The sequence below is a fragment of the Falsiroseomonas sp. HC035 genome (assembly GCF_050563525.1).
In the GTDB taxonomy this organism is placed as follows: Bacteria; Pseudomonadota; Alphaproteobacteria; order Acetobacterales; family Acetobacteraceae; genus Falsiroseomonas.
This window is the reverse complement of sequence record NZ_JBNXUN010000039.1, coordinates 1-16,864: the sequence shown is the minus strand read 5'-3', so window position 1 is coordinate 16,864 and position 16,864 is coordinate 1. Positions and strand designations below refer to the sequence as shown.

15 protein-coding genes and 2 pseudogenes are annotated in these 16,864 nt (G+C 63.2%); 11 read left to right on the top strand and 6 right to left on the bottom strand.

The features are described 5' to 3' along the window. Nucleotides 1–741: helix-turn-helix domain-containing protein (locus ACLF3G_RS28915; protein WP_430672835.1), on the top strand; the 741-nt coding region annotated here is incomplete at its 5' end. 115 nt (nucleotides 742–856) lie between these two features. Here ACLF3G_RS28915 and ACLF3G_RS28910 read toward each other — a convergent pair. After that, nucleotides 857–1,408 (bottom strand): hypothetical protein, encoded by a 552-nt coding sequence (locus tag ACLF3G_RS28910; RefSeq protein WP_430672834.1) that lies wholly within the window; start codon nucleotides 1,406–1,408, stop codon nucleotides 857–859. A gap of 147 nt (nucleotides 1,409–1,555) precedes the next feature. On the opposite strand from ACLF3G_RS28910, the gene ACLF3G_RS28905 reads away from it, so the two are divergent. The 9 genes and pseudogenes from ACLF3G_RS28905 to ACLF3G_RS28865 all read left to right on the top strand — a co-directional run bounded on the left by ACLF3G_RS28905 (nucleotide 1,556) and on the right by ACLF3G_RS28865 (nucleotide 12,990). Then, on the top strand, nucleotides 1,556–2,173 hold the full coding sequence (locus ACLF3G_RS28905; protein ID WP_430672833.1) for a spore photoproduct lyase family protein: 618 nt from the start codon (nucleotides 1,556–1,558) through the stop codon (nucleotides 2,171–2,173). A gap of 136 nt (nucleotides 2,174–2,309) precedes the next feature. Beyond that, a pseudogene (locus ACLF3G_RS28900) lies at nucleotides 2,310–3,298 on the top strand (IS630 family transposase). A gap of 364 nt (nucleotides 3,299–3,662) precedes the next feature. Then, on the top strand, nucleotides 3,663–4,727 hold the full coding sequence (locus tag ACLF3G_RS28895) for a sugar transferase (protein ID WP_430672832.1): 1,065 nt from the start codon (nucleotides 3,663–3,665) through the stop codon (nucleotides 4,725–4,727). Between the two features lie 197 nt (nucleotides 4,728–4,924). Continuing rightward, a complete protein-coding gene (locus ACLF3G_RS28890; protein ID WP_430672831.1) occupies nucleotides 4,925–6,061 on the top strand; it encodes a hypothetical protein in 1,137 nt (378 codons plus the stop codon). Then, complete coding sequence (locus ACLF3G_RS28885; RefSeq protein WP_430672830.1) at nucleotides 6,058–7,050, top strand: glycosyltransferase; 993 nt, start codon at nucleotides 6,058–6,060, stop codon at nucleotides 7,048–7,050. Before ACLF3G_RS28890 ends, ACLF3G_RS28885 begins: the two co-directional genes overlap by 4 nt. 23 nt (nucleotides 7,051–7,073) lie before the next feature. After that, complete coding sequence (locus ACLF3G_RS28880) at nucleotides 7,074–8,402, top strand: hypothetical protein (protein WP_430672829.1); 1,329 nt, start codon at nucleotides 7,074–7,076, stop codon at nucleotides 8,400–8,402. Next, nucleotides 8,399–9,748, top strand: coding sequence for an O-antigen ligase family protein (locus tag ACLF3G_RS28875; RefSeq protein ID WP_430672828.1), 1,350 nt, complete (start codon nucleotides 8,399–8,401; stop codon nucleotides 9,746–9,748). Before ACLF3G_RS28880 ends, ACLF3G_RS28875 begins: the two co-directional genes overlap by 4 nt. Before the next feature lie 153 nt (nucleotides 9,749–9,901). Then, complete coding sequence (locus ACLF3G_RS28870; RefSeq protein ID WP_430672827.1) at nucleotides 9,902–10,660, top strand: WecB/TagA/CpsF family glycosyltransferase; 759 nt, start codon at nucleotides 9,902–9,904, stop codon at nucleotides 10,658–10,660. Continuing rightward, entirely contained in the window at nucleotides 10,660–12,990 is a 2,331-nt protein-coding gene (locus tag ACLF3G_RS28865; protein WP_430672826.1) for a WD40/YVTN/BNR-like repeat-containing protein, read from the top strand. The genes ACLF3G_RS28870 and ACLF3G_RS28865 overlap by 1 nt, the downstream gene beginning before the upstream one ends. A 46-nt stretch (nucleotides 12,991–13,036) precedes the next feature. On the opposite strand, the gene ACLF3G_RS28860 is transcribed toward ACLF3G_RS28865, so the two are convergent. After that, entirely contained in the window at nucleotides 13,037–13,237 is a 201-nt protein-coding gene (locus ACLF3G_RS28860) for a hypothetical protein (RefSeq protein WP_430672825.1), read from the bottom strand. Between the two features lie 92 nt (nucleotides 13,238–13,329). Between ACLF3G_RS28860 and ACLF3G_RS28855 the strand changes: the two genes are divergently transcribed. Then, complete coding sequence (locus tag ACLF3G_RS28855) at nucleotides 13,330–14,463, top strand: glycosyltransferase family 4 protein (RefSeq protein ID WP_430672824.1); 1,134 nt, start codon at nucleotides 13,330–13,332, stop codon at nucleotides 14,461–14,463. Nucleotides 14,464–14,598: 135 nt separating this feature from the next. On the opposite strand, the gene ACLF3G_RS28850 is transcribed toward ACLF3G_RS28855, so the two are convergent. From ACLF3G_RS28850 to ACLF3G_RS28835, 4 genes and pseudogenes are all read right to left on the bottom strand, one after another. Beyond that, entirely contained in the window at nucleotides 14,599–14,904 is a 306-nt protein-coding gene (locus ACLF3G_RS28850; protein ID WP_430672823.1) for a hypothetical protein, read from the bottom strand. 46 nt (nucleotides 14,905–14,950) lie between these two features. Next, nucleotides 14,951–15,178, bottom strand: a pseudogene (locus tag ACLF3G_RS28845) (transposase domain-containing protein); the annotation flags it as partial. Between the two features lie 113 nt (nucleotides 15,179–15,291). Beyond that, entirely contained in the window at nucleotides 15,292–16,305 is a 1,014-nt protein-coding gene (locus tag ACLF3G_RS28840; protein WP_430672822.1) for a tyrosine-type recombinase/integrase, read from the bottom strand. Further along, the coding region (locus tag ACLF3G_RS28835) for a tyrosine-type recombinase/integrase (protein WP_430672821.1) at nucleotides 16,298–16,864 on the bottom strand (567 nt) is incomplete at its 5' end. The genes ACLF3G_RS28835 and ACLF3G_RS28840, both read right to left, overlap by 8 nt.

Below are 16,864 nucleotides of genomic sequence, written 5' to 3'. Positions count from 1 at the left end.
CACTCTGGGCGCGGAGCTGAAGAGGACCGCACCATGCTGAACGCTGTGATCGACCGCCCCTTTCATACCCAAAAGCCCAGGCTGCTGACGCCGTCGGAGGTCGGGCAGCTTGTCCGCGTCGCCCGGAAATCCCGCCGGTGGTCACAGGAGGCACTCGCCGCCGAAGCCAGCATCACCCATCGCACAGTCCAGCGGATTGAGGCGGGGGAGCCTTCGGACCTCCAGACCCGCCGCGGCGTCGCCCGCGCCCTGGGGGTGCCGGAGGCGTGGCTGACCGAGCCGCAGGTCTGGCTGACGCACGAGGAGCTTACGGAGGAGCACCGCAGGATGCGGGAGGATGCGTCGAGGACGCACCACCTCCTTCCCGCTCAGCGGGTCGACGGCCATGCGCTGGTCGGCCTACTCGCGCACTGCCAAGCCTTCACCGACGGCGAGGCCGAGGGGCTCGAGATGTCGAGGAACACCCGGGCGAATTGGGCAGCTTTTCTCGACTTGGTCCGGGATGGGCTGGACGGTATTGAGGATCTCACCATCACCAACCGGCTGGACGTTGCCGACAGTTTCGACGAGATGCTCGCGTCGCTGCGCGCGGACGGGCTGTCCGTCGTCGCTGCGACCCGGCGCGGCACTTGGCGTTTCGTCGGCGGGAGCAATGGCATGGTGGTGACCGCCCTCTACCTCTTGGCCTGCCACCTGGACGCAGAACCGGCCGAACTCGCCGTGCCGAGGGAGGAGGCCTGACACCAGCCAGAGGCTGTGGCGGAGACGCTGCAGCCGGATCTGGCGGCTCCGTGCGCCAACGCTCACGCGGAGGAGACGCGCCCTGCAGGTCAAACTGCGGCCTCCCACGTGGAGATCAGCCACACCGTGAGCAGGTCATCTTGCCGCGATCCTCCCGAACTTTCTCCACAAGATAGCCGCAGCGCAGGCAGTTCGCGCCGCTGTCGTCGTCCGCAAAGGGATCGGCAAAGCGTCGTGACACGGCCCTCGGGGCCTTCCGCTGGGATGCCAGTGGCTGCTGGGCTTCAGTGGTGACTGCGTCGGCCGGTGGCGGCGGGACCACCGCTGGTGGCTTCGGTGACGGATCCCATGCCGCCATCACATGCAGTGTGGGTGGCGAGGGTTCCGGTACAAATGGCGCCACGTTGAAGGTGAGTTCCGGGGCGGCGGTCTTGGCGCGAAACCCGTTAGGCCATGACTCGGCGTGTTGCCTCGCCACCACCCGCTGGCGAGGTTCGTCTGCTGGCTTTGATCTGGCGCTGCGAAGGTGAACCACCTCGACAACCCGGGTCTGTGCCGAACTGAGACCGCGCTTGCGGGAGGTGGCCTGGATAAACCGCTTCTCGCCTGCCTTGGTGACATCAGCTTCCTCGGCACGGCGAGGAAAAACCCGATCAACTTCGGACATAAAGCTCCAACACAAAATTGCGCGTTCAGCATCCTGCGGGGAAGATGCACAGTTTAACAGGATCGACGGCATCCAGGTTTCCAAACTGCGGGCGAGCACTGCCGCAGGGGCTGACGTTCCGGCCTCACGTGCCCATCTCGCAAGAGCATGGTAGCCTCCTCCGTCTCCTCCCTTCTCAACATCCGCCGCATCTACCTTGAGGCGGAGGCGGAGGGTTTCGCGCGCGGCCGCGAGGTGCTGGCGCGGTTCCCGGATGCGGAGCGGATCCCGGTGGCGTCCCACTGGCGCATCCCGGACCTGCGTGAGGCCGATCCGGCCGATTTCCTGCGCCCAAAGCGAGAGGTGCTCGTCCTCGGCGTGAAGCGTGGCATGACCTTCCGACCGAATGGCCGTAGCTCCGACTTCATCGCGCCCTCCACCTCAAATGGCTGCGCCATGGCCTGCGCCTATTGCTATGTCCCGCGGCGGAAGAGCCATGCCAATCCCATCAGCGTCTTCGCCAACATCGAGGAGATCACGGCAGCCACTACCCGCCACGCCAGGCGGCTCAAGCCGAAGCCGCGGCCCAATCAAGTGGATCCGAAAGCCTGGGTCTATGATCTCGGCGAGAATGCCGACCTCTCAGTGGACGCGGACGTCTCGGGCAATGTACGGGACCTCGTGGCCATGTTCCGCGGGTTGCCGAATGCCAAGGGCAGCGTCGCGACAAAGTGGGTCAACCCTGCACTGGAGTTGACCCGGTTTCGTGGACACCCCGAGGCTTGAGACGGAGGTGTTCGAGATGCCGAACTGCAGGGTGCCCTACCCGCCGGAGTTCCGGCGGCAGATGGTGGAGTTGGTCCGGTCGGGGCGAACGCCTTAAGGCTTTCCGACGGTCCTTGGCCGGTGGCAGAGCGGCAACTTGCGCGCAACTGATTGCAGCTCTGGGGCCGCCCCAAAAAGTCCAAACGTCAACTGCCGCGCGGTGGCGGCGCGGTTCGGGGTGAGCGCATCGAGCGCGATCCGCTGGTGCGCTCAGGCCTGACATGTGGGGTCGGTTGCGCCTGGCCAGCTCGGAGGCGACCGCCGCTCGGCGCGAATCGAAGCCAATGCGGCGCTGATCCTCGACCTTCTCGAGCAGAAGTCCGACATCACGCTGGGGGAGATCCAGACGGAACTCGCCAGGGCCGGTGTGCCCGCGGGGATCGGGACGATCTGGCGCTTCTTCGACCGGCACCGGATCACGCGCAAAAAAAGACGGCGCACGCCGCCGAGCAGGATCGTCCGGACATCCTGAGCCGCCGCTGGGGCTGGTTCGAGAGCCAGCCTGATCTCGATCCCGACCGCCTAGTGTTCATCGACGAGACCTGGGCCTCGACGAAGATGGCCCGCACCCACGGCCGGGCGCCCCGCGGTGAGCGCCTGCGCTCGACTGTCCCGCACGGGCACTGGAAGATGACCACCTCCGTCGCCGCGCTGCGCAACAGCGGCATGGTCGCGCCGATGGTGCTCAACGGGCCGATCAACGGCATCGCCTTCCAGGCCTATGTCGATCAGGTGCTCGTTCCCGAACTGCGGCCCGGCGACATCGTCGTGATGGACAATCTCGGCAGCCACAAAGGCGCTGGCGTCAGGGCCGCAATCGAGGCTGCGGGCGCGAGCCTGCTTCAACTCCCGCCCTACAGCCCCGAGTTCAACCCGATCGAGGATGCCTTCGCCAGGCTGAAGGCGATGCTGCGCAAGGCCGCCGCACGCACCGTCGAGGGCCTCTGGAACACCATCGGCCGCATCGTCGGCACCTCAACGCCCACCGAGTGCGTCAACTACTTCGCCGCCGCCGGATACCATGCAACCCATTCGAAAACCACTCTAGATTTTCCGTCATTTTATCGGAGGGTTTTTTATTCCTAGATAATGCCTAATCTCCTAGGGGTTGTTTTTTTCTTAAAGCGGAGACCGCAGGGGCGTAACATCTGGCGAAAAACCGCAACTACCGGTAGTCACAAGTCAGCTGAGATCGCAGGTTGAAAGGGCTACTGATGCCTACGGAATAACGTACCTCATGGCCAGTTCTAATCTCGTTGCCTCTGGCCCAGGCCGGATCTCCTCGCAAAGCTAGACAACCGCTGCCGGTCAGAGAACCCAATGATTCCCGTATTACGTGCAGTAATTTTCGTTACCGTCCTTCAATCTATTTACATAGATCCAGCTAGGATTTTGTATTGCAACGCCTCCTGGTGCCGTGCAAAACCCCGACAACCTGCCAGGGTGCTGGATGATGCGCGAGTACCGTTTCTCCGACATGGCTAAGCCTCAGCGCCTATTTGCACTGAGCATTGTTGCTGCGGCCTTCAAGCCAATGCTTATTGGTGCTGGTTGTCTCGCGCCGGCGTGCCTCGTCTTTATCGCCACGTGGAATATTGGGGTTTTCTCGGCAGAATTTTTTTATTACCCGGCAAGCTGGACTGGCGCTATCGCATGGTCAATTTTTTCTGTCAGCCTGATCTATCTGAACTACAAGGTGCTTTGGCGCCCGAAGCCTGAAGTCGATCTCGACCCGGCGTTTGCTCAGCATGATCTTGTCCTCAGCAACCACCTCGATAGTCTGGCATTGGAAGGCAGACCAAAAACTTGGCGTCTTGAGACTGGAAATCGAGCCCTTTCTCAAGTTCCTGATCCTCAACCAAACCGCTCATCCCCCTGCAATTTCCAGCCATTCCATTCTGCGCTTACACATCGAGGTCGTGTTACCAAGCGGGCCTTCGACTTAGCGTTGGCGATCCCGCTTTTGGTCCTGGTCCTGCCAGTTTTGATTGGCGCGGCTTTGGCCGTCCGATTCGAAACGAGGGGCGCAGTGTTTTTCTCGCAATTGCGGTTCGGCAGAGGCAACTCGCTCGTGCGCGTCTGGAAGTTGCGCACGATGTACGTTCACCTTGGCGATCGAAGCGGTGCGCAACATACCGAGGCACGTGACCCACGTGTCACGCGTGTTGGACGCATCCTTCGCCGCACCAGCATCGACGAGTTGCCTCAACTGCTGAACGTACTTAGGGGGGAAATGTCCCTTGTCGGGCCTAGACCACATGCGTCGCAGATGAAGGTCGCAGGGGAGTACTACTATGATGCCGTTGATGCGTACGCGCTCCGGCATGTAGTGAAGCCGGGAATAACCGGTTGGGCACAAATCAACGGTTCTCGAGGTGCAGTCACGACCTTGAATCAAGCGCGCCGGCGCGTGGACCTGGATCTTTGGTACATTGACAACTGGTCGATCCGACTTGACCTCTGGATCTTGGTTCGGACGGCCATCGGCGGCTTCATTTCGTTCCGTGCCGACTAGTAAATGGCTGGCACAAGGTGACTTCAACAATGCCAGAACTATTTCTTGCCTCTCCGGCCCAGGTGCCGGCATTGAACCGGGCATTTATGACTGTGACGCGTTATGTGGTGGCGTCAGCGGGACCAATATTTGGAGCTGCGGCGCAATTCGCTCTGTCGCTACAGGCCATGCATATCCTATCGCCCGGAGCCTTTGGGGTGTTCGCGTTTCTTCTGATCGCGCAGCAGTTCAGCATTGGGATTTGGAGCGCTTTGTTTTCCGCCCCGCTCCCCGTGCTCCTTGAAAAATCGGACCCTTCCCAGCGAATAGAAGTACTACGTTGCCTGTTCTCAACAAACCTAGTGCTGATAGGGCTGGCCGCGCTGGCTTTCACACTTCTCTCACTCGGCCTCGGCGCCACGGGCTGGACAGCGGCAGCCTTTGCCGTGTGCTCGGGAGCGGCGTTGCTGCGCGTAGTTGCCCGCGCGCACGCCTATTCGACTGGCGCGCCCATGCGGACAGTACGATCGGACCTTGTCTACTCAGCCGCGGTCGGGTGCGGAGTGCTGATATTGATCCTTCTAAATCCTCCCGCCGTGGGATTTTTCTTCCTGGTCCTTGGGGTGAGTGCTCTTGTCGCCTTGATGCCGTTTGGAAGCCAGTATTTCCTGCTCCAGTTTTTCCGGTTCGGAACGGGTGACGTTGCTGCCTATTCTTTGGTCTGGCGGCAGCATTCTGGCTGGTCGTTAACCGGCGTGATCACGACGGAACTGACCGTGAATTCGCATGCCTACCTGGTCACGTTGCTGGCCGGGCCCGCGGCCTTCGCACCTGTAGCCGCAAGCGCACTGCTGACGCGGCCTCTTGGCGTTGCCATGAATGCGATGACGGAGTTCGAGCGTCCGCGCATGGCGCGTCAGATCGGCGAGAACCGGATCCGGGATGTCCTGCGCTCAGCATCCGGCTTTCGGTGGACCCTAATCGTGATTTGGATCATGACGGCGATCTCAGTGCCAGCAGTGGCCCTGATAGCGCCAGGGATCCTCTTCGCCCCGCAGTATGATGCTAACGTGCTGGCCGCTGGTCTCGCGCTTTGGATGGCAGTGACCGCAGTGCGCCTCATGCGCTTGCCGGAAAGCGTCTTGCTCCAGGCGGCCGGCTGTTTCCGCGGTCTCGCGATGGCCAGCATCCTTTCGGCCTGCATCTCCGTGGTGGCGGTCGCGCTGCTGATCCTGGTGGGCGGTCCGGTCTGGTCGATCGCCGGCATTTTGATTGGGGAAGCTGCCTGCGGTTTCGGCATATGGCGCCAGGCGCGACGCTGGCGCTCGACTATTGGGGGAGGCGTAAGTCAGTGACGATCACCATCGGGATCAAAGCCTTTAATGAAGAAGATAATATCGCCGCGTGTCTCGCCAGCGCCGTCGCTGCGGCCGAAACCGTGGATGGGCGTGTCGTACTGGCAGACTGCGGATCGACCGACCGAACGGTGGCCATAGCCCAGAATTTTCCAGTCCGCATCGTCCAGCTCTCCAACCCCGCGCTACGATCCTGCGGCGCCGGAGCTCAACTTGCGTTTCAGCAGGCGGAGGGCGAGTTCTTCTACCTTCTCGATGGCGACATGCTGATTGACCCCGCCTTTCTTCCAGCCGCACTGGCCTACCTTCAGGCTAATCCCGATGTCGCGGGAGTCGGAGGAAGGGTTGAGGAGGTACATGTAAATAATCAGGAATTCCAGATCCGTGCGCAGGCTTCGATAGCCGAGCAACATCGGAGGCCTGGCTTGGTTGACCGGCTGGACGGCGGCGGGTTGTATCGTATGCTTGCCATCGCCGAAGTCGGCTACTTCGCCGACAGCAATCTTCATGGCTTTGAGGAATTCGAGCTGGCGGCACGGCTGCGCAGCCGCGGCTGGAAGCTAGCGCGTGTCGACATGCGCGCCGCCCGGCATTACGGCCACAGGCAGAATGGCTACTCGCTTCTTTGGCGGCGCCTCGTTTCGGGGTACGCGCGCGCGCCAGGAGAGGTGTTGCGTGCGGCAATTGGACGGCGCCACCTCCGCTTCGTATTTCGCCACCTCACTCATATCCGGAACGGCATGCTCGTGATGGGTTGGTGGCTCCTGATATTGATAGCCGTATTCGGGCTCGACAGCACTGCCGCCCAGTTTGGTCTGCTCGTACCGTTGCTGCTGGCGCCTCTGCTTTTGCTAAGTCTTCGGCGCAGATCGCTGGAGCTTGGCTTTTACTCAATGGTATCATGGAACGTTACGGCTATTGGACTAATAATGGGACTGCTGTGGCCCCGACGTCCGGCCAACGAGCCATTACCGGTCAATACTTTTTAGCAATTAACTAGGCGGGCCAAGGCATGGACATGTTTGCGATCGACCGCTCCGTCGAGAGGGTCGTTACACAATCGGTCGCCGCTGCGTGGAGCCGCAAGCTGAGCTTTCTCCTGATCACTATTGCGGCGTTCGCCTGCGCAGCCGTCGCCATTCTAAGCCTGCGTCCGACCTACGAATCGGCGACGCTGCTGCTGGCGGGACAGGTCAGTCCGGATTCGCCGTCAGGCGCGTCCCGGCCCCCCATGGAATCACCTGCCGTCCTGATCCAGATGGCAAGCAGCGACGAAGTTCTGCGGATGGCTCTCAATCGGCCGGGAGTTCTCGCTGCCATCGGCGAAGTCGAGCCGGATCGCCTTTCGCTGTTCACCCAGATGCGCGCCAAGCTGTTCGGTACAGAACCGCCGCCGCCGCGTTTGGCGGACCCGCAGAGTGGGATCTTGCTGGCACTGAAGCGCAGGCTATCAGTGCGGAGCGACCCCAATTCGAACGTCATCCGCATTGCATTCCGCCACCCAGATCCCGCAGTCGCGGTCCAGCTTGTAAATGCCATATCGGCGGCGTTCATGGACCGACAGGTGGTCCTTGGCGCCAGACCCGGAGCGGCCGCTTTCTTCGACCAGCAGCGGCAGCGCTTTGACGCAGAACTGCGCGAAGCGTCGATAGCGCTGGATCGCTTCTCAAGCGAAAGTGGCCTCTATACCATCGATCAGCAGCGTGAGTTACTGCTGCGACGCCGAAATGACCTAGCCTTGGCAATGGCCATCAATCGAGCCGCGATCGCCGACAAGATCGGTCAGCGCCAGACACTTGCAGCCCAGCTACGTAGGCTGGCACCGGTCGCTCGATCAAATTATGTCTCGTCGCTGGTGGATGCTCTCGGTGGCGATCCGAATGCAACACCAAACCGCATCGGCGAGGTGCGTGGTGCCGATGACCGCACGGCCGATCCGCCGCTGCTGCTGGTGCGGGTCTACCAGGATTCGATGGTGACGCTGTTCCGCCTCAATGCCGAATTGACCGGCGCCCAGAATCTTCAGGCGCAGCAACAGCAGGAAGAGGCAACTATCAACGCACAGCTCGCCAGACTTTCGGAACAGACTCCGGAATTTGAGACATTACGGCGTGCTGTACAACAGGCGACGCATAATGCCGAGCTCTACGCCCGCCGGATGATCGAGGAACAGATCGGCGACCAATTGCATGCTGCGCGCTTCTCGTCTCTTCGGGTGCTCGACCAGGCAAGCGAGGCGAACCGGCCGATATTCCCAAACTACCAGATGTTCTTCGTGGCGGCCGGACTCATGAGCCTAGTGTTTGGTTTCCTGGCCACCCAGCTTTGGCGCCGCCGATGAGTGCCAGCATCAGAACATCCGCCGATGAAGGATGGAAATGGTCGCGTCGTCTGCTTTCGGTCGAGGCTATTGCTAGCGCCGTCCTCATTTGCATCATCCTGCTGAGCAATGGTTGGGACCTGGCATCGGTGATCTCGGGCAGCATCGACCTGAGTCCTGAGACGGAGGAGGGAACCGGATCCGGAGATTCGCTGCGTCAGATCGCGTTCCTGCTTCTTTTTGGGTTGGCCGTGGGCGTTCGGATTATCGTTGCAGGACCGGGTTCCGCACTTTCACTGCCGACGATGCTTATCCCGCTGTTGGCCTGGTGCTGGCTGTCCGTGATTTGGGCCATCGAGCCGAGCATAGCGCTGCGCCGCATCGTGTTCACCACCATTGTTATAGTAACGATTGCACACTGCGTGCAGATGCTGTCCTATCGCCAAGTGGTTTCAGCCTTGATGGTGGGATGCGGCTTGATCCTGCTGGCCGACTGGGCTGCAATCGGATCCCTCCAGCATGCAGTGCACCAGCCAGGGCGCTTTGCGGATGCCTTGATTGGCGACTGGCGAGGGATCCACAATGGGAAGAACGAAGCAGGCGCCTTCTGCGCCTTAGCCCTCATCCTGTTTCTGCATGAGGCCCTTCGCCAGAAGTCATGGCTAACGGGCGGGTTGCTTGTGGCCATGTCGGCGGTGTTCCTGTTGCAGACCCACTCGAAGACGGCGGCGGCCATGGTCCTGGCAGCACTCGCTGCCGGACTCTTCGCGCAGTGGTCCTTCTCCCATGGACGCGGCAGGCGATTAGTGATCCCGCTGGGGCTTGGGTTTGGAATCGCCGCGTGCATTGCGTTTCGGGATGATCTGGCCCAGAGCTTTGCCTGGATGATGGCGGATCCCGCATCGTTGACGGGTCGCGTTCAGATCTGGCCGACATTGCTGGAGTTCAGCAGCGATCATCCTCTTCTTGGCGCAGGCTACGGATCATTCTGGGCGATCGGACCCAACAGTCCAATTCAGGATTATGGACATGGATGGATCGTGGGGATTTATTCGGCGCACAACGGGTACCTGGATCTTCTGGCGCAGATCGGCGGCATCGGTTTGCTGCTGGCACTAGCATGCTTGATCGTCTGGCCGTTGTGGCTTCTGCTGACGGTGCCGCTGGCCGCCGGCGCATCGCGCGGCCTGATCTGCGCGATGCTCACGTTCGGCTGGCTGCGCGACCTGCTGGAGAGCTCGCTTCTCGACAGGTCGAGTGCCACATGGGTCATGCTAGTCATTATGTACTGCTTGCTTGACCGCTACGCGGTTCGACCGCAAAGGTCCTCGGACGGAACAACGCACTCCGTACGCTCACCGGCCTAAACCCGAAGCCGTAGATTCTGCAGGCCTCGGTCGAGCTTCGAATGTCACTGGCCGGATAGCCAAATACCGAGTTTGCGGAAGGATGAAGCGTTGAACCTCCTAATGCGATGGGCGCGAAAGCTGGTGCGGCCGGGACGCACATCGTCGCCTCCAATGGCGCATACGGTGACGGTGGGAGGAATCCCGACGACGCGCATGACGCGCGCGGAGCTGGCACGGCAGATGGTTTCCGATTGCCAGGAAGCCCGTACCGGATCCCTTGCGCTGCCGCGGCTGATATTCTCGTCGAACGGGTCGGTGATCGCCGCCTTTCATCGCCACAGGGAGTTCCGCAACTCCCTCGCGCACGCCGACATTGTCGATGCGGATGGCATGCCGCTAATCATGGCGACCCGACTGTTGTGCCGGGTTCCCCTGCGTGAGCGCGTCGCGACCACCGATTTCATCCACGACGCCGCGACCGAGGCGAGCGCCGCCGGGTTGCGCTTCTACTTCCTTGGCGCGGCCCCAAATGTTGCGGAACAGGCCATGGTAAAGCTGCGTGCCCGCCATCCTGCGCTGCAGGTCGTCGGCACCCGGCACGGCTACTTTTCCGCCGAGGAGGAGCCTGGCATCTGCGAAGACGTGGTCCGGCGGGGGACGGATGTTCTCTGGGTCGGGCTCGGCAGCCCGCGGCAGGAGATGTTCGCCGTTGCCAACCGGGCAAGACTGCCCGGTCTCGGATGGATCCGCACCTGCGGCGGGCTGTTCGACCATTGCGCGGGTAGTGTCCGACGCGCACCAGACTGGATGCAGTCCGCCGGACTTGAATGGCTGCACCGCGCGACGCTCGAACCGCTTCGCCTGGGCCCGCGATATCTCTCGACAAATCCCCGGGCCGCCTTTCACCTGATGACCAAGACACACGACTGATGGAGCGCCGCGTGAGACGCAGAGTCTGGGTCGGCGGCGCCCTGTCGGCGCCGCTGGTCGCTTGGAACCTGGCTGCGACCGAGGCGCCCGTTAGGTCACGTCGAGCTAACGCGCATCCGGTGCCGTCGGTCGAAACGTATGCTTGGCGTCGTGTCGCGATCGGCGGTGGCGGCTTCATTACCGGGCTTGCCACGGACCGGACTGGTGCGACACGCCTTGCCCGCAGCGATGTCTATGGCGCCTACATCTGGTGCGCCAAGCAGGATCGGTGGGTGCAGTTGATCAATACCGCAACAATGCCGGTAGATGACCAGATCCAGGACGGCATGAACGAAGGCGTCTTCGAGGTCGCCGTCGCTCCGGGGAACCCGGATCGCATCTACATCGCGGCGCGAGGGCTGGTGTATCGGTCGGATGATCGCGGCGCGCACTTCGTTAGCAGCAGCAGGACTGCCCCGTTTCCCTTCAAATTCGATCCTAACGGAAAGTTTCGCCTCGGCGGTCCCTTCCTCGAGGTCAGTCCAGGTGATCCGGACCTCGTGCTCTTCGGCACGCCCGAGGACGGGCTTTGGCGCTCGGCCGATGCCGGGGCGAATTGGGCGCATGTTGCCTCAGTGCCGCACCGCCGCGGTGGACTGGGTCCCGGCATTAGCCTGTGGTTTCCGCCCATGGCCGCGGGTGGCGGCATCTGGGCGATGTCACCCGACCTGGGACTTCATGTTGCAGCGGATGATGGTTTGACGTTCCGTCCGCTGGTGTCGCCCGGTGCACTCCAGCCCCTACGCCTGAGCCAGGGCGCTTTCGCCCCGGATGGACGCTTCTTTGGAGTGGATCACGGAAGTCGCAGCATCTGGCGCTATGGTCCGGAAGGCTGGACGGAGCTTTCGTCACGCCGCGGGATCAGCCCGCAGCGCTTTGTCGCGATTGCCGTGAACCCAAACGGCGCGCAGGTGCTGGTCTTCGACGAGGGCGGCCGGACTTGGCAATCGCGTGACGCAGGCGAATCCTGGTCGCGGATGTGGCACAGGTCCCGAGTCGGGGCAGGCGATCCGCCCTGGCTGCGGGTCGCCAATCAATCGTATTTTGCCATGGGCCGCGTGGCCTTCGATCCAACGGTGCCGAATCGGCTCTGGGTCGGCGCCGGCACCGGGTTCTACCGCTGTGACCTGGCAAGGCTCCTGCCAATCATCGAGTGGGTTAGCGAAACGCGGGGGATCGAAGAACTGGTCGCCAACGACGTTGCGTGTCCGCCCGGCGATGCGCCACTGTTTGCAGCTTGGGATTTCGGTATCCATCGCAAGACGTCGATGGACAGATTTTCAACTGGCTATGGCCCACGAGAGAGGGTCCTGATCGCGGCCCAGCAACTGGCCTGCAGCCCAGCCGACCCACGCTTCATCGCGACCAATGCCTCCGATACACGCACCTTCTGCTGTGCCGAGGATGGCGACGCGGTGATGGCCGGCTACAGCCTCGATGCCGGACGTAGCTGGAGGAAATTTCCGACGCTGCCATGGCCACCCGGCACCGCGGCCAATGATCCCTGGCGGATGTCCTTCGGAACGATTGCTGTTGCGTCGGACGACACGCGGAACATCGTCTGGCTTCCGACCTTCAATCGCGCGCCATTCTACACGCGCGACCGCGGCGCCAGTTGGCATCGCGTCATCTTCCCCGGAGAGGTCCTGCCCGATACTGGGTCGCACGCCGTGTACAGCTATCACCGCAAGACGCTTGCTGCAGATCCGGTACAGCCTGGAACCTTCTACCTCGTGCACACTGGCGAGGGGGCCAATGCCGCGCTTGCGGGGCTGTGGGTGACACGGGACGCGGGCGCGAGCTGGGTGCGAGTTTTCCGCGGCGAGATCGCGCCGCACAGCCAGCACAGCGCCAAGCTTCGACCGCTGCCGGGCCAGGCTGGACATCTGTTCTTTACCAACGGTGTCGCAGGGAATGACGATACCCGGCTCCGCTTCAGCCGCGACGGCGGGACAAGCTGGGTGGCGCTCAATCACATCCACCGTGTCGATGACCTCGGATTCGGGTGTCCAGCAGATGGCAGCTCTGTCCCGACGATCTTCCTCTCCGGCCGGGTCAATGGCGCCTACGGGCTCTGGCGCTCCATTGATGCGGCCGAAAGCTGGCGTCGCGTGGGTAGCTTTCCGGTTGGAACGCTCGACCAGGTGACGGTTGTTGCAGGGGATCCTGACCGCTTCGGCAGAGTCTATGTCGGCTACAAGGGGTCCGGCTGGATCTACGGCGAGCCCGCCTACTGCGCCGCTAGCGCATATGAATTCCCTTCAGCGGACGAATGCTATGCCGTGCGGTGACCTGATCCCAAGCCTTCGCTGGCCGCCCACGTCGGCGACTGCCGCTTCAGGCAACAATCAGCAGCATGACGACGCCCAGCCCGAGCCAGAACAGCAGGCCAAGAGCCATGGACCAGCGGAGGCCACGAGGACCGGCGATTTCGTCCTCCGGTTCCAGCGGCTGACCTTCCCCCGCGTCCGGCGTCTGGTGCGCCGCCACGTCGTCCTTGTGCGGCGTGGGCTTCGATGCGGTTTTGCGGGTATCCATACGGGTTGTCACGGTTGCGGGCCGAAGATGCCGGCCGTCAGCCGGGTCAACCACCATGACCAGCAGTTGGCGGGTTCGTGGTGGGTCGCGGCATGAAGACCGGATGCCGCCTGCTGTTCGTCGTCACGCATTCTGCCGCAGGCGGAACGCAGGAACTCTGGGCCAACCTGACCGAAGGCCTGCGAGGGCGTGGCCATGACGCGCGGCTGATCGCGCTCTACCCGCACGAGGAAAGCGCTTCGGCAGGGACAACCGGCGCAAGCTGGCGGCATGTGGTCGAGCGGCGCCCCGCCTCTCCAGTGGCGCTGCTCCGGCTGCTCCGGTGTCTCGTGCAACTGCTGCGCACCGAGATGCAGGACTACATCTTCACCGCGATGCCGGCCGCGAATCTGCTGCTGCCGTTGGCGGCAACGTTCGCAAGGACACCCGCTAAGGTCGTAATCTCCCATCATTCGCCAGTCCACACCTACCGCCCGCTGCTGAACCTGGCCGATGGCGCAGTTGGTCTTCTGCCAAAGGTGGCGGCGATCGTCTGCGTCTCCGCTTCGGTGGCGGCGTCCCTGCACGCGAAACCCGATGCCTACCGGAGGCGGCGGCGGGTCATTCACAATGCCTTGCCGCCGCCCATCGCTGCGCTCCTGTCCCGCCTGGCCAGCCGGTCCCCCCGTGACGCGGCGTTGAATCACCGTGTGGTCGCAATCGGACGCCTGGCTGCGGAGAAGAACTACCCGGTCCTGATTCGTGCCGCGGCGGACCTTCCCGGAGCGACGATCCAGATCCTTGGCTCGGGACCCGATGCGGAGATACTGCAGGCCCTGGCTGCCGAGTTGCGCACTGGTGCGACCATTGAATTCCTCGGGCACCGACCGCGGGACGCGGCGCTTCAAATGCTGGCGGCGGGCGATATATTCGTTCAACCGAGCCTGTACGAAGGTCACAGCCTGGCGATGCTCGAGGCTGCCGAGCTCGGATTGCCGCTCGTCGTTTCGGATGTCCCAAGCCAAGTCGAAGGAATCACCGCGGCGGACGGGCAGGTGTGTGGCATTGCGGTGGACCCTCATGATCCGGTGGCATTGGCTTCTGCCATAAAGCGCCTGCTCGACGAGTCTGCGCACTACCGACGATCCTCCGAGCTGGCACACCATCTTGCCTCCTCAAGCTCATTCGACGCGATGCTGGACGCCTATGAGAATTTGATTTATCAGAAAAACTCGACCGCTGACTAATATTTATTCTGAAACTAATGAAATTTTGCCTTCTTGCTCAGGTTGCGCAATCGACTTGCTGGTGTTGTCAAATCGGCCTTCAACGACCTACTGACCGGCAACGGCGCCAACACCGGAAGTTCAGAGTTGGTCTCGTCACATCCGCATTCCGCGCCCCCGCCGAGGCGAGAGCCGCTCCTGCTCAGCCTGGCGCGCCCGCTCCCTGGCCTGTTCGCGCTCCTCATGCGCCTCCCTGCTCGGCCGCCAGCGCCCGGCAACCCCGGCCAGCCCCTCGCGCGGGCGCTGCGCTCCCGGCGCCTGGCGCACCGCCGCCGCTCGCCGCAGCGCCTCCGGCACCCTCTCGTGGACAAGCCGCAGCTCCGCCGCCACCTCAGGCCGCGCCACGACCTCCCGCTGCCACGCCTCGGCCACAGCCGTCCGCTCGCGCGCGCTGCGCCGCACAGGGGCGGAATTGCGTTGACGGTAGGCGCCGTTTGATCTCCGGCGTCTACGCTGCGATGGCGGATACCGCGGCAGGATTATTTGGCTTCCAGTTCCACGGCAGCAGTGAGCCCAGGTCGGTGGCCTTGGTCTGCCCGGAGACGATGCGTTCCAGCACATCTGTCAGCCAAGCCATCGGCTCGACGCCGTTCAGCTTGGCGGTCTGGATGAGTGTCATCGCGATCGCCCAGTGCCACGCTCCGCCATCGCTTCCAGCAAACAGCGCATTTTTCCGCTTATGCGGAGCTCCGCATAACCGCAATTATGTGCAGCAGCGGATTATGCGCAGTCAGGTGCGGGAACACCAGGATGCTCAAAGCCGGCGGCCGCGCCGGACTGCGCATAGCTTCATAGGCTCTGGAGAAAGCGCATCAGCGCGTCAGGCGGGCGATAGCGCGGGACGGTCACATTCGGCGGCTGGAGGTGGCCGAGGGCGCGCTCTTTCATTTCGAGATCGGCCTCGACATACAAGTGCGTCGTCGAGGGGCTCTCGTGGCCGAGCCACAGCGCGATCACGGTAATGTCCACCCCCGACTGGAGCAGGTGCATGGCGGTGGTGTGCCGGATCGTGTGCGGCGAGATGCGGCGGCCGAGCAGGTGCGGTTGGTGCACAGCGGCAGTCTGGACCCACAATGCGAGGCGCTGCGTGACGTTCGAGCGCGTCATCGCTCTCCCATCTCGGTTCGGGAATAGCGGACCGTTGGCCGTTCCAGGTCCGTCGAGTCGCCGCATCCAGGCCCGGAGCAGCGTGGCCGTGCCCCGCCACAGCGGGATGGTGCGCTGCTTGCGCCCCTTTCCATGGAGGTGGACACAGGGCGCGCCATCGAGGATCAGGTCGCCTACCCGTATGCCGATGATCTCGGAGACGCGGGCGCCTGTGTTGTACATCGTGGTCAGCAAGGCTCGGTCTCGCTGTCCAACCCAGCTCCGCGCATCCGGGGCGTTGAGGACGGCCTGCATGTCGTTGCGTGACAGGAACCCGAGCATGGGCCGGTCAAAGCGTTTGGTGGGGATGGCCAGGGTCCGCTGGATTGCGGGCAGGGCCGAGAGGTCGTGGTGCGCGGCGTAGCCGAGGAATGAGCGGATGGCGGTGAGGCGTGCGTTGCGGGTCCGCGCGCCGTTGCCGCGCTCCGCCTCGAGGTGGTCCAAGAAGGCCAGCACGAGGGGCGCGTCGAGGTCGTCCAGGGCGATTGCGGCCGGTGCCTTGCTGATGCGTCGTTCGGCGAACAGCAGCAGCAGCCTGAACGTGTCCCTGTAGGCCGCCACGGTGCGCGGGCTGACGGACCGGTGCCGGGTGAGGTGCTCCGCGAAGAAGCGCTGGAGCAGCGTCGCGAAGGACAGAGGCCGTAGCGGATCAGCCATGGCGGGCCTCCACCATGTCCGCGGCCGCGAACAGCTCGAAGCGCTTCGTCGCCGCGGCCATCAGGTCGGGCACGGCGGTCAGGTACCAGTACGTGTCAGAGACCTTGGCGTGGCCGACATAGGTCGAGAGGGCCAGCATGGCGTTGTCGATATCCGCCCCGGTCTCGTGCCACAGCGCCACCCTGCGGCAGATGAAACTGTGGCGCAGGTCGTGGATGCGCGGCGCCGGCAGGCTACCGCGCGCGGCCCAGCCCAGCTCGGCGCGGAGCCGGGCGAAGACGCGGTGCACGGCTTTCTTGGCAAGCGCGGTGCCTGATGGCGACCCGAACAGCGGCGCGTCCGGTACCACCGGGATGAAGCGCTGGCGCGCCAGGAGATACTCGACCAGGGCCGCGACGGTGGTCGGGTGCAGCGGCACAAGCCGCGACTTGCAGAATTTGGTCTGCCGGATCGTCAGCGTGCCGCCGCCGACATCGAAGTCACCGCACCGCAGGCGCAGCGCCTCGGAGAGGCGCAACCCGGTGGCCGCGACCAGCCCGAGGAACGCTTCGTAGGTGAG

Coding starts and splice junctions, on each gene's coding strand:
- ACLF3G_RS28910 (WP_430672834.1), bottom strand. CDS start 1,408: ATGTCCGAAGTTGATCGGGTTTTTCCTCGCCGTGCCGAGGAAGCTGAT.
- ACLF3G_RS28905 (WP_430672833.1), top strand. CDS start 1,556: ATGGTAGCCTCCTCCGTCTCCTCCCTTCTCAACATCCGCCGCATCTAC.
- ACLF3G_RS28895 (WP_430672832.1), top strand. CDS start 3,663: ATGATGCGCGAGTACCGTTTCTCCGACATGGCTAAGCCTCAGCGCCTA.
- ACLF3G_RS28880 (WP_430672829.1), top strand. CDS start 7,074: ATGGACATGTTTGCGATCGACCGCTCCGTCGAGAGGGTCGTTACACAA.
- ACLF3G_RS28875 (WP_430672828.1), top strand. CDS start 8,399: ATGAGTGCCAGCATCAGAACATCCGCCGATGAAGGATGGAAATGGTCG.
- ACLF3G_RS28870 (WP_430672827.1), top strand. CDS start 9,902: ATGGCGCATACGGTGACGGTGGGAGGAATCCCGACGACGCGCATGACG.
- ACLF3G_RS28865 (WP_430672826.1), top strand. CDS start 10,660: ATGGAGCGCCGCGTGAGACGCAGAGTCTGGGTCGGCGGCGCCCTGTCG.
- ACLF3G_RS28860 (WP_430672825.1), bottom strand. CDS start 13,237: ATGGATACCCGCAAAACCGCATCGAAGCCCACGCCGCACAAGGACGAC.
- ACLF3G_RS28855 (WP_430672824.1), top strand. CDS start 13,330: ATGAAGACCGGATGCCGCCTGCTGTTCGTCGTCACGCATTCTGCCGCA.
- ACLF3G_RS28840 (WP_430672822.1), bottom strand. CDS start 16,305: ATGGCTGATCCGCTACGGCCTCTGTCCTTCGCGACGCTGCTCCAGCGC.